Below are 15,813 nucleotides of genomic sequence, written 5' to 3' on the forward strand. Positions count from 1 at the left end.
AACATGTTGAATCAAAAAATAGTACAGCAACTTGTGTACAGTGCACTCGACATTGCAGGGCACAACAACCAATCCATCGCTGTGAGTGTATGTGATACACATGGTGAACTGCTGGCGTTCTCCCGAATGGACAATGTTAGCGTGCAAGCAGGCTTGTTGGCTCAAAACAAAGCTTATACCTCGGCTAGAGATAGACAACCGAGTGGTAATTTAGGCGCTTGGGCGAGAGAAACTGGCAAAGATCTTAGCTATTGGACGGACTCAAAAATCCCGGATTCAAAGGTGGGGTTCCGATTAAGTATCAAGGGCAGGTGATTGGTGCTATTGGTATTAGCGGATTAAGTGAAGATGACGATGAAGCATTAGCTGAGAATGTGATTCGATTAGTGCTTTAAGTTCTAACGTTTACAACGCAGTTCTGACATAAGACAGATAATAAAAAACCGATGCATGGGCATCGGTTTTTTGTTGATCGAGCTGTTTGATTCAGAATTAAGCGTTCGCCTGTTCCAGATCTTGTTGCTTGTCTTTCTTACCTAATAGGCGACTTGTAATCGTACCGGCTGTCATCGCACCAGATACGTTAAGCGCTGTACGAGCCATATCGATAAGTGGCTCGATAGAGATAAGCAGTGCTGCAATCGTTACAGGAAGGCCCATAGCTGGAAGTACGATAAGTGCTGCGAACGTTGCACCGCCACCCACACCAGCGATACCGAAAGAGCTCACCGTGATGATTGCAATCAGAGACAGAATGAAGTTGATGTCCATTGGGTCAATACCAACTGTAGGTGCAACCATAACTGCAAGCATTGCAGGGTAGATACCCGCACAACCGTTCTGACCAATTGTTGCGCCGAAAGAGGCCGAAAGGTTAGCAATTGCTGGTGGCACGTTTAGCTTGGTGATCTGAGCTTCAACATTCAGTGGAATCGTTGCAGCAGAGCTACGCGAAGTAAAAGCGAACGTTAGAACAGGCCAGATTTTTTGGAAGTATTCTTTCGGGTTTACGCCAACAAAAGAAACCAACACACCGTGAACTACAAACATCAATAGAATTGCAACGTAAGACGCTACGATGAAACCTAGTAGGCTTAAGATGTCAGAAGCACTTGATGTTGCTACTACTTTCGCCATTAACGCTGCGATGCCGTATGGCGTTAATGCCATGATCATCTTAACTAAGCGCATCACGATAGATTGAGCTGCTTCAACGAACGTACGAATTGGTGATTCTAGCTCTTCTTTCTCTGCCATTACTTTACGAGCAGCAATACCCGTTAGCACACCAAAGATAACAACTGCGATGATAGATGTTGAGCGAGCGCCCGTTAGGTCTGCAAATGGGTTGGTTGGAATGAAGCTAACCAGCATTTGTGGAATTGTTAGGTCTGAAACGCTGCCAATGCGGCTTTCTAGCGTTGCGATACGTGCTGTTTCACGTGCACCTTCTGTCAAACCTTCAGCAGATAGACCAAATGCCTGAGTTACTACAATACCAACAATCGCAGAAATCGCTGTGGTGGCTAACAACACAGAGATCGTGATGCCAGAGATTTTGCCCAGTGAACCGCCTTTCTCAAGCTTAACTACCGCCGCAATCATCGAAACTAGTACTAATGGCATGATGACCATTTTCAGTAAGCCAACGTAACCACGACCAACAATGTTTACCCAGTCTAGCGTTTCGTTAATAACAAGGTTGCCTTCACCAAATAGCAGCTGAAGACCAAGGCCGAAAGCACTACCAAAAACTAAACCTAACAGAACTAAGCGCGATAACGTGTTTTCTTTTTTCTGCTGTCCGTAGAGAAAGAAGAGGATACCAGTGAATACCGCTAAGGCAGCGATAGCTGAAAGTGACATTTGTTTTCCTTATGAATTTCTTTAAATCGATAGGGCGCTTAGATATATGGGCGCAAATACTGTTAGCTACAGTAGCGACCTGTAACAAAACGTAAAATAAGGAAAAGTAATTAAATAGAACGATAGGTAATATCCACCGAATGGTATGAGTGGATATACAACATTATGGTGAATAGATGAGCTTTTTAGCGATATTTTGCCAATAAATTGAGCATGTCATTGGATGAGTAAATTTCGATATTTTGGAAATTATTTTCGAACAATCGGAACAACATGGCCTGAGCGACATCTTTTGATTGGATAGGGCGTAGGTTTTTGAATTTCCCAAACATAAAAGGCGACAGAAGAGGAAATACGCTTTGTAGCAGCTTTTCATCGGCTCTTGGTTCTTCTCGCTCGCCAACCAATGGCCCAGGGCGTGCAATGAACAGTTGCTTGAAGCCGATACGCTTTAAGTTCTGCTCCATTTGCCCTTTACACTTGAGGTAGTGCGAATAGGAATCAGCGGACGCGCCATAACTGGACACAACCGCAAGGCGTTGAACTCCAAGAAACTTCATCGACTGAGCTACGTGGCTGACCAACTCTACATCGACTTTACGCAATGCTTCTTTCGAACCTGCCTTTTTCTTGGTGGTGCCTAAGCAGATGATCCCAAGGTTGGGTGTGGTTTTGGTATCGTCCCAACTGGTGACTTGCAGATCACTATGAATCAGCGTGTGGAGTTTTTCTGAGTGGAACTGTGAATCGAGTGCCCTTCGGGACAAAGCGTAAATGTGCTGTATCGCAGGCTCGTTGATGAGCAGGTTCATCACATGATGACCAATCAGTCCGGTAGCACCAGCCACTATGATTGATGTCTTATCTCCAGAAATACTCATAACTATCCCTAACGTTTACGTAAGTCACTGTTTCAATTTAAACCTTCTTGTTCAATGACGAAAACTTGTTCGCTTTTAATGTGAAGGCACGTGCAAATTAAAGACGAGCCATCGGCATTAGCTACAAGAAAATAGTGTTGTGGAAACAAGAAAGCCCGCGTATACGGGCTTAAAGAGATCAGGCAACATAATGAACGTAATAGATTTTTAAGTTAAGAGGTTAACACCCATCATAGAATTTATTGATTGTTAGATCGCCAATATTGATGAGTTGAGTTTGATCTAATGTGTAAGATCGCGTGAATTGAACAAAACAGTTATAGCCCTTTAATTCTCTAAATTGCCTTTCTCTGCCCGTGTAGACTATAAGGGTTGGGTTGAATTTCGGTCCATAGCTGAGCAACTGATAGTCATCAGTTTGCATCGCGTTTTTAATATTGTCTGAATCTAATGCAATAGCGCCCCATCTAATCCATACATCTTGGTCTGGCAATTGAATGAGTTTTTCTTTCTCTAAGCCTTCGATGGCTGCTTTGCCCATGACTATTTCATTGGTTGCGTTAAAAGCGCCGATGAAGCCATCGAGCGTTGCTTTTGTTGCATCCGATTTGATGTTTAAAAATCGAGGTGCAGCCGTGACAGCGACAATACCTAAAATAGCGATAACCGAAACCAACTCAATTAACGTAAAGCCTTTGTTTTTCATAAATACCCTTAACTATTGATGGGGTAAGTCTATCAATAAGGGGGAGGGAGTAAATAAATGAAAGTTTGTTATAACTTTATGAAATGTAAGGGTAAGTTTACGAAGTTTAACAAGTGAACTAATGCTTGAAATCTAATTGGTTTATTGGTTTTAAAGTGTACGGATTGTCTAACTTATGAGATCTGATGATGGCGCGATGAAGTGATGCATTAATCTATTTTTAGCCTCAAAAATAACAAAGCCCGTTGGGCGACGGGCTTGTTACTTTCTTCGCAAAATTTAGGTGAAGGACAGTGGGATTTTCCTTACCTTTTTGCTTGCTTTCTTACCTGATTTATTTGGTTTTCTTTTGCTTGAGTTTGGAATCATCGCACCTCCTAAATCATTTTTCTGAGCTTTACTTTTTTCAACCGGTTGTGTTGCTTGGTGTTGCATTTTGTAGCTAACAGCGTGGGTGTTCACTGTATGGGTACTTATCAATGGAGAGATTAACAAGTACATTACATAAAGCATAAAGGGTGCCAAAACGTAAGTTATTGATTTTTCGTTGTGATGGCAAACGAAGCACAATCTGTTAGTCTTTTTGATTCTCAATTTGAGAAAAAGTGGTTTTGAATTGCTTAAATTAAGAACACTCTCTGCGGTTTCTGTTACTTAGGCATAGATACAGCTTTGCTTAACACGTAAACTGGGTCGTAATTCACATAGACCAAGGATGTGCTATGAACCTCAAGCTTGATACTCTCGCTCCTACTCAGATTTACCACCTGATGACGCAAACCGTTGTGCCTCGTCCTATCGCGTGGGCATTAACGGAATCTGCTGCCCAAGAATACAATTTAGCGCCTTTCTCTTATTTCACGCCTGTTTCAAGTAACCCGCCGCTACTGATGTTATCGGTCGGGAAGAAGCCATCGGGCGAAATCAAAGACACCACTCGTAATGCCCTTGAAACGGGTCAGTTGGTTATTCACATCGCGTCAGCCAGTTCTGCCGAGGTGATGACAGCGACAGCAGCCTCGCTCGATCATGGTGACTCTGAAGTCACCGCGAATAATATCGAGTTGGTTGAGTTTGAAGGTTTTTCTTTACCTAGAGTGAAGGAGTGCGCTGTGGCTTTTGGCTGCACCTTGTATGAAGTTAAAGAAGTCGGTGAAGTACCGCAAAGCCTTATCTTTGCGCAAATTGAGCAGGTGTATATAGCTGAAGAGGTGATCGATAAAGAGAGCGACCGCCTGAAGATAGATGCGCTCGCACTGGATCCTTTATCTCGACTAGGTGGAGGCGAATACGCCACGCTATCCAATGTGTTCTCGGTGGCTCGTCCTAAGTAAGCGTTAACTATTTAGCTTTAGCGAATAAGATCGTTAAACCCCGTTCCTCAATGTAAGTGCCACATAATTTTATGTTAGATACAAAATACTCGCAGTACATCCAACATCGCATTGACCAAAAAACTAAGCCGCTAGGCGCGCTTGGTTTACTGGAAAAAGTTGCTCATCAATTGGCTCTGATTCAAAGCCAAGGAAAAGAAGCTGCGGTTGAACATATTGAATTAAATAAACCGCGCATCATCATTTTTGCAGGTGATCATGGTGTTGCTGATGAAGGCGTGAGTATTGCCCCGAGTGCCGTCACACAGCAGATGGTATTGAACTTCTTAAACGGCGGCGCAGCGATTAACTGTTTTTGTGCGGTGAATAACATCGATATTACGGTGGTCGACACAGGAATATTGTTACCAATCGAATCTGATAACCCAATGCTGATCTCCCAGCGTTTGGGTACACGAACCAATAACTTTGCCAATGAAGCCGCGATGAGTTTAGAAACGGTAGAACGTGGGATTGAATTGGGCGCAGATCTTGTATCTAGAACCATTTCGAATGGCACCAATATCATCATGTTTGGTGAGATGGGTATCGGCAATACCAGCAGCGCGTCAGCGATTTTAAGCGCACTAGCAAAGCGAACTGCGGCAGAGTGTGTTGGTTTAGGTACAGGCATCAATAACGAACAACTAGCTCATAAAGTGGCTGTGGTTGAACAAGGTGTTGCACGCTGCAAAGGACTCGATCCTAAATCGATTCTAGCTCAAGTTGGTGGTTACGAAATAGTGCAAATGGTGGGTGCCTTCCTTGGTGCATACCACAACAGAACACCAGTATTGGTCGATGGTTTTATTGTGTCAGTTGCGGCGTATGTTGCGACCTTGATTGAGCCGAACTGTCGCGATTACATGATCTTTGCGCATCGCTCTGAAGAGTCAGGGCACAAAATCCTACTAGAACTTTTAGACGCGGAACCGTTGCTTGACCTTGGCTTGAGATTAGGCGAGGGCACGGGCGCAGCTTTGGCTATGCCAATCACCCGAGCGGCAGCGGAGTTCTATAACAGCATGGCGAGCTTCGAGAGCGCTGGAGTCACAGTTTAATGAGTGATACGCCACAAAGATCTTTGAAAGATCGCGCAGCTTATCAGTGGGAGCTGTTTTCGTTGGCAATGGGCTTTTTTTCTCGCTTGCCGATGCCGAAGAGTACGCCTTATTCAGACGAGCGTATGAACCGTTCTGGTCGCTACTTTTCAACAGTTGGTTTGTTGCTGGGTGTCTTGTGCGGCGGTTTGTTTCTGTTGCTTGATACTGTGTTACCAAGCTCGATTGCCATCTTTTTGATGATGAGTTTTAGCTTAATGCTCACTGGCGCTTTCCATGAGGATGGTTTGACCGACATGGCGGATGGCATCGGTGGTGGTATGACATTGGAACGTCGTTTGACCATCATGAAAGACAGCCGCATCGGTACATACGGTGCGTCTGCGCTGATCATGGCTTTGCTTGGTAAGTGGGTTCTGCTCAATGAACTCGTCAGCATGGCTGAATTGTTTATGGTCATCGTGACGAGCTACACCTTTAGCCGAGCGATTGCGGCCTCCCTTATTTATGACATGCCTTATGTTAGCGACTTGGATACGAGCAAGAGTAAGCCTTTAGCCAACAAACAAACCAAGGGGGAGCTTCTCTTCCTTATGTTGGTTGGTCTGTTGCCAAGCTTGTGGTTTGGGTTAGCGTTTACGTGTGTTTTAGCTGTGATTGCTTATCTGTTTAGAGTGGGCTTCAAAAAGTGGTTAATTGCACGCATTGGTGGCTTTACTGGTGACTGTTTGGGCGCGGTTCAACAGTTGATGGAACTGCTGATTTACGTTGTGTTTACCGCTGCGTTTTATAACGGCTTTATGTAACTCATTCAGGATTTTAGAGGCAACACATGACAACCAATAATCAAGCGTATCAGAGTTATCGCCATCTTGTTTTAGGTGGTGCGCGCTCAGGTAAGTCGAGTTTTGCAGAACAACAAGCATTATGTGCAATTGAAGCATGTTCAAATGGGCGTCTACATTACATAGCGACAGCTACCTATTTAGACGATGAAATGCGCGAGCGAATCGCTCATCACAAAGATCGTCGTGGTGAAGAGTGGATTGAGCATGAAGTACCCGTCGAATTAGCCGAAAAATTGCAGTCTTTTGAGAAAGAAGATGTGGTGCTGATTGACTGCCTAACATTGTGGTTGAACAACATCATCTTTGAACTGGGTGACGACGCAACCAATGAACAGGTTGAAGCCGTGGTTGAAGTATTGGTCAAAAGCGTCGAGCAAAGCCAAGCGCAAATTATCATGGTCTCTAACGAAGTGGGTTTAGGTGTTGTTCCTCTGGGTAAAGTGTCGCGCTTATTTGTAGACAATGCTGGGCGAATGAACCAAGCGCTCGCAAGCGTTGTCGAACGAGTCACGTTGATCGCCGCAGGATTACCGTTGAATTTAAAACCCTCAAATCATTCGTTTGATGCTCAAGGCTAGGTCTCATACATGGTCAATGGAACAACCAAAAATATCTATTTGCTAAGACACGGCAAGGTTGAAGGAAAAGCTGCACTAAACGGTGTATCTGACGTGCTGGTTAACCCTGAGCTTCAACAGCAAATATGTGAAGCCTTGGTGCAACACGGTGTGGCTCTTGATGGTGTTATTACCTCGCCATTAAGGCGCTGCAGCGACCTAGCAAATTTATATGCAGAGCGCATGTCGGTGCCTTTGTCGATTGCACCAGAATTTCAAGAAATGAACTTTGGTGAGGTGGACGGCATCGCGTTTGATGAGCTTGAAGATAAGTGGGCGATGCTAGACACCTTTTGGCAAGACCCGGCAAATCATCAACTGACTGGAGCGGAAAGTTTACAGAGCTTCCACGACAGAGTAACTCAAGCTTGGTCGCAACTTTTGAATAACTCAAGTGACAATCTATTGATGGTTACTCATGGTGGCGTAATTCGAATGCTATTGGCGCATTGCCTTGATATTGATTGGAAAAATCCGAGCTTGTACTCGAAGCTATTGATTGAGAATGCCTCGATAACCCATATTCAAGTCACTCAGTTTGCGCAGAGCTTTATCAGCGTCAAAGCGATAGGCCTGCCTGTTCTCTGAGTGTCCAAAAACACAGTTTAAGAATTAACAATCTTAGAAGTATTAAAAGTAATTAGAAGTATAAAGTGGCGTTAACAGTCGCTATACCAGATTGGTATTACTACCTACGTGAAAGGAATTTAGTCATGACAACACCGAGTTGGGATCTAAGCATTGCTTATCGCGATCTTGATGATGCAAAAATTGAACAGGATATTGAACTCATTCAACAGTGTATCGAACTCTTGTACCTGCATGTTGAAAAGCGTCACATCATTCTGGCAATGCAAAACGCAATCCAGACCTCAGAAGCAGCAGGCACGCTACTAAGCACAATTAACACCTTTGCTAACTGTCACGCTTCAGTGGATGCGACTCATACAGAAGCCAAAGCGCTGCTTGGCCGTGTAGCAAAGCTGAACTCTGAAATGTCACAAGCGTTTAGCCCTTATGAAGATACGCTGATTCACGCAGAACCAGAGTTTATTGATGCCGTTTTAGAACACGAGAGTGCAGATGTTGCAGGCCAACGCTTTGCGATTGAAAGCTCACGTAAGCTATCAAGCAGCCGTCTCAGTGTGGCTGAAGAACAGCTTTTAGCAGCCATGAAAGTCGATGGCCGTGATGCATGGGGTCGTTTATACGATAACCTTACCGGCTCTTTGAAACTGTCTTTGAAACTTGATGGTGAAGAAGAAGCACTTGGTTTCTCGCAAGCGGCGAGCTTGTTATACGGTAGCGAATTCGACAAACAAGAGCCAGCATGGCGCGCGGTTCAAGGTGCAATGAAGACTCACCAAGAGTCATTTGCTTCGATCCTAAATGCGCTTGCAGGTTGGCGTCTGACTGAAAACAAAAAGCGCTCGAAAATCGCAGATGTGCATTTCTTAGATCCAAGCTTGCACGGCAGCCGAATTGTGCATGAAACGCTAGACACAATGATGTCTGTGGCGAAAGCTAATCGCGCAGTAGGTCAGAAAGCGGGTCTATTGATGGCAAGAGTTCACGGCTTAGATGAAATGAAGCCATGGAATCACTTAGCTGCAATGCCGCCACTTGGTGATGCGGAATCTAAGGTTTACCCATTTGATGAAGCGATCGAAGTGATCAAAACCGCTTTCGCAGAAGTAAATCCAGAGATGGCTGATTTTGTCGCTTTAATGGTTGAGAATGGTTGGATTGATGCCGCACCAGCAGCCAACAAACGTTTAGGTGCTTACTGCACTAAGTTTGCCGCGACACGCACACCGCTTGTGTTCATGACTTGGAGTGGCAGCCGCTCTGACTTAATGACATTGGCACACGAGCTAGGCCACGCGTTCCACAACTGGGTAATGAAAGACATGCCGTTGTGCAAGACACGCTACCCAATGACGCTCGCAGAAACAGCTTCTATCTTTGCTGAAAACATCGTTCGTGACCACTTGTTAACGCAAGCCCAAACACGAAACGAGAAACTTGAAATGCTGTGGGAAGAGTTGTCTTCTTCATTGGCTTTAATGGTCAACATTCCAGTGCGCTTCGAATTCGAAAAAGCATTTTACGAGCAGCGTGAAAAAGGCGAGCTGACGGCGCAACAATTGTGTGACCTGATGGAAAGCACTTGGAAAGAGTGGTACGGCGATGCAATGACCGAAGCAGACCCTTACTTTTGGGCGAGCAAGTTACACTTCAGCATCTCTCAAGTGAGTTTCTACAACTATCCATACCTATTCGGTTATCTGTTCAGTAAAGGTGTTTACGCTCAGCGTGACGCGAAAGGTGAGCAGTTCTACGATGATTATGTCTCATTGCTTCGTGACACGGGTAGCATGATGGCGGAAGAAGTGGTTCAAAAACACTTAGGAATGGACCTGACTCAAGCCGATTTCTGGCAACAAAGCATCGACATGGTCAAAGTTCAGATCGATGAATTTGAAAGATTGCTCGATCAGGAAGATTAATTGATCTCAATCTGTTCATAGCAGGTAAGAGCTGTGTTAGCTTACGTGGCTCTTATCTTGCTGAAAGAACTTGATATAACCAAAAGTTGCTTTAAATAGAGAAAGTTATTTAGCACAGGCCTCGGTTTGTTGATAAGCAGGAAATATAAAATTTATGGGTAGTATTTGTGAGTGATAACGGAGTTTCTGTTGATAAGTGCGATCCTAGCAACACAATTTCTATGTACAATTTATTAACATACGGCCGTGCAATTAAGGAGTAACGCATGACGAAGACCCTCTTTCGCCAATCATTTCTTTTTGACAGCCTAGATCTTGAGCAAGAAGTGTTTGCAGGACAGACCGTACTGAGTAACGGTGTTCAAATTAAGCTTCATCAACGTGGCGTGTTGGAAGTGATTCCCGCTGATTACAGTTCTGAAACCAAGAACATTATCTTTTCAAGCGGTGTACACGGCGACGAAACCTCACCAATGGAGCTGATTGATAAGCTCGTTGAGGATATTGAAACAGGCTTTCAGGCAGTGAACGCTAGATGCTTGTTTATCATAGCTCACCCAGAAGCAACCAACGCGCATACCCGTTTTCTTGATGTGAATATGAACCGTCTGTTTGATGAAAAGCAGTACGAGAGCAATCGAGAAGTGGATATCGCCCAGAACTTAAAGTATCTGGTGACAGAGTTTTATAAAGAAACCAAGCCAGAAACGCGCTGGCACTTAGATCTGCACTGTGCAATCCGTTTATCTAAGCATTATTCATTTGCTGTGAGCCCTAAGGTTCGCCACGAAGTACGTAGCAAAGAGTTATTCGACTTCATCAACAGTGCTCACGTTGAAGCCGTGTTGCTGTCGAATGCACCTACCAGCACGTTCAGCTGGTACAGCGCTGAAAACTTCGGAGCGCAGGCTCTGACAATGGAACTCGGGCAGGTCGCGAGAATTGGTCAGAACCAACTTGATAGACTAACGGCTTTTGATCTCGCCATGCGTAACTTAATCGCGGAAGCTGAGCCAGAGCATCTGCCTAAGCGAACCATTACTTATCGTGTGAGCCGCACCATTGTTCGTTTACATGATGATTTCGATTTCATGTTCTCAGATTCTGTAGAGAACTTTACTGCATTCAAGCACGGTGAAGTCTTTGGCCATGATGGTGATAAACCATTAATGGCGAAGAATGAAAACGAAGCAGTGGTGTTCCCAAACCGTAATGTTGCTATCGGTCAACGAGCAGCCTTAATGGTGTGTGAAGTGGAAACACGATTTGACCACGGGCAGTTGGTTTACGATTAATCTGTAGCAGCGACGACGGTTCGTTGAATAACCGCTCAACTGGTTGAAATATCAAGGTTCACATTACGGTGTGAACCTTGAGTTTATTTGGGTATACAGGTAAGGTTACGCGAACAATCTCAAAGTAGCTTGATATGGATTTCCAACAACTTCTTCACCAAAAACAGCGCAAATGGACGCGAGCCATTTATCTGATGGCATCACTGCTTATCGCGCTGAGTGCTATTTACCTAATGGTTGGCGATCTCTTCATTTCCCCTCTGGGCACCTTGTCCACATTAGAACAAAAACTACTGATTGATTTACGCTTACCTCGATTATTAGCAGCTATTGCCATCGGGGCAGGGCTAGCGGTTTCTGGCGCAAGCTTACAAGTGTTATTAGGCAACGTATTAGCAGAACCAGGTGTGCTCGGCATTTCTGGTGGTGCAAGCCTCGCCATGGTGATTGTGCTGTTCTTCTTGCCGTTTGCGCCGACTCCAGAACTCTTTATGATTGCAGCCGTATTAGGGTCACTCTGTTTCACCGTGATTCTGGTAAGCATGGTAAAAGCGATGCGACTGACCACAGCTAAACTGCTGTTGGTGGGTGTTGCGTTAGGCATTCTTTCTGGCGCGATGGTGACATGGGCGTTCTATTTTAGTGACGACCTTAGCCTTCGCTTATTGATGTACTGGCTAATGGGCAGCCTAGGTGGTGTGACTTGGTATCAGCATTCGCTAACGTTAGTGATGATCCCTGTGATTATTTGGTTGTGTTTACAAGGCAGTAAGCTAGACAAAATGATGATAGGGGAGACACACGCTGCGCAACTGGGTGTGAATGTACCCAAGTTACGTTGGCGCTTAATCTTCGCTGTGTCTATTTTGGTCGGCTGTGCAGTGGCATTAGGCGGCGTAATCAGCTTTGTGGGCTTGGTTGTGCCACACTTACTTCGTTTAGCGATTGGTACTGACAACAAATACCTGCTTCCTTTGTCTGCTGTTGCGGGGGCTGCATTGTTGGTGTTTGCTGATATTTGCGCGCGTACCTTATTGGATTCTGCAGAATTACCTTTGGGTGTGATGACCACAAGTATCGGTGCGCCTATCTTCATTTGGATGTTAATTAAAAATCATGATTCAAATTAAGAGCCTGAGCGTCGGCGCTCGTTTATTACCGCTATCATTCGAGCTTAACCAAGGGCAGGTGACTCACGTTATCGGCCCCAATGGCAGTGGTAAAAGTACCTTACTTGAGGCCATTTCGGGTATCGGTGATGGTTACAAGGGCAATATCAAGCTCGATGAACAAGACTTATCAAAGTTGTCGCTGCAAGACTTGTCACTGCATCGCGCTTATTTGTGTCAAAGCGCAAGACCTGCTTTCAACTTAGAAGTGTTCCAATACCTTGCGTTGTCTCTGCCAAGCTCTTCACAAGGATTTGATACTAAAATCAATGCTGCTTTGGAAGAGATAACCCAGATGCTCGATATTGCAGACAAGCTTCATCGCTCTATTCAAGCTTTGTCTGGTGGTGAGTGGCAACGCGTTCGCTTGGCGGGCATGTGTTTGCAAATTTGGCCGACACTTAACCCATACGCGAAGTTGTTGATTCTCGATGAGCCTGCTGCGCCATTGGATATTGCTCAAGAAGCCTTACTCTACAAGCTCATTGAACGAGTGGCAGAGAAGGGCATTGCGGTGATCGTGGCAAACCACGATTTAAATCGTACCCTAAGACACGCTGACCAGGTGTTGTTGCTTGATAAAGGTGTACTTCAAGCATCAGGTAGTGCAGAACAAGTTCTTACGCCAGAACAACTAGAGTCTGTGTTCAACACTGAAGTCAAAAGTATCTCAGTCGATAATCAAACCTATCTGTTGTTTGGTTAAAAAACTAATTGGTTAAGCCGGTTACTGAGTTCAAGGCGAGTTAGTAAAGGAAGCAAACATGTTTAGATACATCCAAAGAAGAAGAATCAAAAAGGTGATTAAGTCATTGTCTGCAAAGATGGTGAAGAGCTACGGAAGCCGTGATTTCTTCTCTATTGGGCAGGTTGAAACAAGTTCTCGTGAGTTGAGTAAACGCCAACAACAGATTGCTTTAGCCTTGTTTGCGGATCCACAAGATCTTGCTGTTGAATTAGCTCCAACTATTCAGTTGCTGCGTAATTATGTGTCTAATGACTTCTTTGACGGAGAAGACTACACCGCGCGAGATGTACTTAATCTATTGGGTGGCGGCGGTTGGAAGGGCGGTCGTATGGACGACGACATGTCACATCGCATGGGCATGCATAGCCGCTATTAAATCTTTTCTCACCATTTAACATCCTGTATATCCCCTAAGCGGCTTAATCATCAAGCCGCTTTTTTATTCACTTTGAATAATGTTGCGCCAATCAAGACGGAATACTGAGATCCAATAATTAGAAGCAACATCATCTATCGACAACGCATTTCTATGAGTTGTGTGACTCTGATTCCTATCAATATAAAACCCGCTGTTATTGATAAAATTGACGTATATATTTTTCGTTGTTCTTTAAACAAAAACTATAAACCCTCGAACTGCAATATTGATTGGTTGTTGACCAATTGGTCTTGTGTGCAGGGTAAAATAATAGAGAGTGGGAAAGTGACAACAATAAATAATAATCTTCTAAAAGTAGCAGTAGGTATGGCTATGCTATCGAGTGTGCCGTCAGTGGCAAACGCTCATGGATGGTCTGAATTTCCAAGCGCACGTCAGAACACGTGTTACGAGCAAGGCGGGATTTGGTCGGGTACACCACCGAATGCGGCATGTGCTCAAGCGAAAGATATTTCTGGCTCGTACCCGTTTGTTCAACGTAACGAATACGCAAAAAACATTCAGGATTTCAACAACATCAACGCAGTGAAAGCAGCGATTCCTGATGGCACGCTCTGTTATGCCAACGATTCGCAAAAGCGCGGTATGGGGGCGCCTCATACTGGTTGGACTCGTACCGAGCTAAGTACAGGCACGTTTGAATATGTATTCAACGCGACTGCACCACACAATCCTTCATTTTGGGAGTTCTACCTAACGAAACCTAATGCAGACTTGAGCAAAGGCCTAGCGTGGGGTGACTTAGATCTTATCCAAGAAGTGGGCAATGTTCCTGTAAGTGGAGGCAAATACCGTATCAACGTGACGATTCCATCTGACCGTTCTGGTGACGCGATCCTATATGTACGCTGGCAGCGTAACGATGCAGCGGGTGAAGGCTTCTACAACTGTTCAGACATCACTATTACAGGTGGTACAACACCTCCGCCTGAGCCTACACCACAACCTGATCTAGTACGTGGCGGCTTGTTTGTATCTGACCAGTTTGGTACACCAGAAATTGGCGACACCGTTAAGTACGACATCATCAACAAGTATGGTGAAATCGCACGTAGCTTCGATATCGTGATTGATGCGAGCAACGTGAACGATTGGGCTCGCTTGTTAGCGTCGGAAATTAATGGTTGGCACGAAGAGTTTAAAGACGGTGCGATCTTCATTGGTGACTGGCACGCTGAAATGCAGCACTACATGTACTTCCAAAACGATCCGTCACGTAACTTCTTTAACTCAAAAGATAGCCGTGCTTCTGGTCAGTTAACGCTGATTGAAGGTGGCGACGGCGGTGTTGAGCCATTAAAAGGCGACATCTACGAACTAGTGAAGAGTGACAATGTCGTTAATGCTGGCGACAAAGTTGTAATTGCGACGAGCGAAGCAGCAAACCTAACTCAGACTCAAGGTTCTGCCGTTAGCATTCAAAACAACGGAACGGCTTCAATTGTTGTCGATACGACTGCGATTACAGCGAACGAAACTTTGTCGTTCATTGCTAGCTCAATTGAAAGCGAAAGTGTAGAAACCTTCACGTTCGAAGTGATTGCTGAAGATGGTGGTGTAACTCCTGACCCAGATCCAACGCCGGATCCAGATCCGACACCTGACCCAGATCTAGGCACGTGGGACTCGTCTAAGGTTTACCTTGGTGGTGAAATCGTGACTTACTCGAACCAGTCATGGAAAGCACAATGGTGGATTCAAGGTGGTACAAACCCTCAAGCAACCTACGAAAATGATAAATGGGGCGTTTGGCGTCCAGCTAACTAGTCTTTGTTTTAAAGATACTAATTAGCTTAGTCAAAACTACACAGTAACATCAGCACCATGCTTTATAAGTGTGGTGCTTTTTTGTGGGGTATAAGTAAAGCATGATGCGATATCGCCATGAAAATAATAGTACTGGGTCGACTGTGAAGTGAATTGTGTTTATCTTTATTAGTTCAAGTCTGACTAAAGAGTACATTGGGTTAACGGCTGGATTTTTCGATGTTCCCATTTACTACTCCATCGAGTGTATCCAAGCCTCAGCTTTTGCGTTTTGTAATGTGTTAGCGAATTATTCCAGAATAAGGTTTTCTTTAATCTCATCGTTAAGATACCCCTGACCAAAATCTGGTGTCATGAATTCGAAGAAGGAGGAGTCTAGAAATCTGGTTTCTAGATAACTCGATTCTAGATAATGGACATCTAAGTGATCAGCACTCGCGTAGGTGGGAATCGCGGAAAACAAAACGATACTGATCGCTGCAGCGATATTAATGACTTTGTTACGTTGAGGAGTCATTTTCATAGTAGTGCCC

At 44.6% G+C, this 15,813-nt stretch carries 16 protein-coding genes and 1 pseudogene; 12 read left to right on the forward strand and 5 right to left on the reverse strand.

The features are described 5' to 3' along the window. Positions 1 to 3: 3 nt before the first annotated feature. Positions 4 to 395 (forward strand): annotated as a pseudogene (locus F0251_RS06565) (heme-binding protein). Positions 396 to 492: 97 nt separating this feature from the next. On the opposite strand, the gene F0251_RS06570 reads toward F0251_RS06565, so the two are convergent. The 4 genes from F0251_RS06570 to F0251_RS06585 form a co-directional block, all read right to left on the reverse strand. Further along, entirely contained in the window at positions 493 to 1,866 is a 1,374-nt protein-coding gene (locus tag F0251_RS06570; RefSeq protein ID WP_061031491.1) for an L-cystine transporter, read from the reverse strand. A 185-nt stretch (positions 1,867 to 2,051) separates the two neighbouring features. Further along, on the reverse strand, positions 2,052 to 2,747 hold the full coding sequence (locus F0251_RS06575) for an NAD-dependent epimerase/dehydratase family protein (RefSeq protein ID WP_061031490.1): 696 nt from the start codon (positions 2,745 to 2,747) through the stop codon (positions 2,052 to 2,054). 220 nt (positions 2,748 to 2,967) lie between these two features. Continuing rightward, complete coding sequence (locus F0251_RS06580) at positions 2,968 to 3,453, reverse strand: type II secretion system protein (RefSeq protein WP_061031489.1); 486 nt, start codon at positions 3,451 to 3,453, stop codon at positions 2,968 to 2,970. Positions 3,454 to 3,732: 279 nt separating this feature from the next. Continuing rightward, entirely contained in the window at positions 3,733 to 3,888 is a 156-nt protein-coding gene (locus tag F0251_RS06585) for a hypothetical protein (RefSeq protein WP_155647289.1), read from the reverse strand. A 287-nt stretch (positions 3,889 to 4,175) separates the two neighbouring features. Between F0251_RS06585 and F0251_RS06590 the strand changes: the two genes are divergently transcribed. The 11 genes from F0251_RS06590 to F0251_RS06640 all read left to right on the forward strand — a co-directional run bounded on the left by F0251_RS06590 (position 4,176) and on the right by F0251_RS06640 (position 15,280). Then, entirely contained in the window at positions 4,176 to 4,787 is a 612-nt protein-coding gene (locus F0251_RS06590; protein ID WP_105057011.1) for a flavin reductase family protein, read from the forward strand. Between the two features lie 71 nt (positions 4,788 to 4,858). After that, on the forward strand, positions 4,859 to 5,887 hold the full coding sequence (cobT, locus tag F0251_RS06595) for a nicotinate-nucleotide--dimethylbenzimidazole phosphoribosyltransferase (RefSeq protein WP_171730619.1): 1,029 nt from the start codon (positions 4,859 to 4,861) through the stop codon (positions 5,885 to 5,887). Beyond that, entirely contained in the window at positions 5,887 to 6,693 is an 807-nt protein-coding gene (locus F0251_RS06600; protein WP_171730620.1) for an adenosylcobinamide-GDP ribazoletransferase, read from the forward strand. Before cobT ends, F0251_RS06600 begins: the two co-directional genes overlap by 1 nt. Positions 6,694 to 6,719: 26 nt before the next feature. Beyond that, a complete protein-coding gene (cobU, locus tag F0251_RS06605; RefSeq protein ID WP_105057014.1) occupies positions 6,720 to 7,313 on the forward strand; it encodes a bifunctional adenosylcobinamide kinase/adenosylcobinamide-phosphate guanylyltransferase in 594 nt (197 codons plus the stop codon). A gap of 9 nt (positions 7,314 to 7,322) precedes the next feature. Next, positions 7,323 to 7,940, forward strand: coding sequence for an alpha-ribazole phosphatase family protein (gene cobC / locus F0251_RS06610; protein ID WP_105057015.1), 618 nt, complete (start codon positions 7,323 to 7,325; stop codon positions 7,938 to 7,940). Between the two features lie 125 nt (positions 7,941 to 8,065). Next, positions 8,066 to 9,862 carry a M3 family oligoendopeptidase gene (locus F0251_RS06615; protein ID WP_171730621.1) on the forward strand — a complete coding sequence of 599 codons (1,797 nt, stop codon included), beginning with the start codon at positions 8,066 to 8,068 and terminating at the stop codon, positions 9,860 to 9,862. 266 nt (positions 9,863 to 10,128) lie between these two features. Next, positions 10,129 to 11,157, forward strand: coding sequence for a succinylglutamate desuccinylase (locus F0251_RS06620; RefSeq protein ID WP_105057017.1), 1,029 nt, complete (start codon positions 10,129 to 10,131; stop codon positions 11,155 to 11,157). 134 nt (positions 11,158 to 11,291) lie between these two features. Continuing rightward, on the forward strand, positions 11,292 to 12,287 hold the full coding sequence (gene btuC / locus F0251_RS06625) for a vitamin B12 ABC transporter permease BtuC (RefSeq protein WP_171730622.1): 996 nt from the start codon (positions 11,292 to 11,294) through the stop codon (positions 12,285 to 12,287). Next, complete coding sequence (gene btuD / locus F0251_RS06630) at positions 12,274 to 13,032, forward strand: vitamin B12 ABC transporter ATP-binding protein BtuD (RefSeq protein ID WP_171730623.1); 759 nt, start codon at positions 12,274 to 12,276, stop codon at positions 13,030 to 13,032. The genes btuC and btuD overlap by 14 nt, the downstream gene beginning before the upstream one ends. Positions 13,033 to 13,090: 58 nt before the next feature. Continuing rightward, positions 13,091 to 13,450: a DUF6559 family protein gene (locus tag F0251_RS06635; RefSeq protein ID WP_050650046.1), complete on the forward strand. Its 360-nt coding sequence runs from the start codon at positions 13,091 to 13,093 to the stop codon at positions 13,448 to 13,450. A 375-nt stretch (positions 13,451 to 13,825) separates the two neighbouring features. Further along, complete coding sequence (locus F0251_RS06640; RefSeq protein ID WP_171730669.1) at positions 13,826 to 15,280, forward strand: lytic polysaccharide monooxygenase; 1,455 nt, start codon at positions 13,826 to 13,828, stop codon at positions 15,278 to 15,280. 289 nt (positions 15,281 to 15,569) lie between these two features. Here F0251_RS06640 and F0251_RS06645 read toward each other — a convergent pair whose 3' ends face one another. Beyond that, positions 15,570 to 15,803 (reverse strand): hypothetical protein, encoded by a 234-nt coding sequence (locus F0251_RS06645; RefSeq protein ID WP_171730624.1) that lies wholly within the window; start codon positions 15,801 to 15,803, stop codon positions 15,570 to 15,572. Positions 15,804 to 15,813: the final 10 nt, after the last annotated feature.

It is taken from the genome of Vibrio sp. 070316B, assembly GCF_013114115.1.
GTDB lineage: Bacteria > Pseudomonadota > Gammaproteobacteria > Enterobacterales > Vibrionaceae > Vibrio > Vibrio chagasii_B.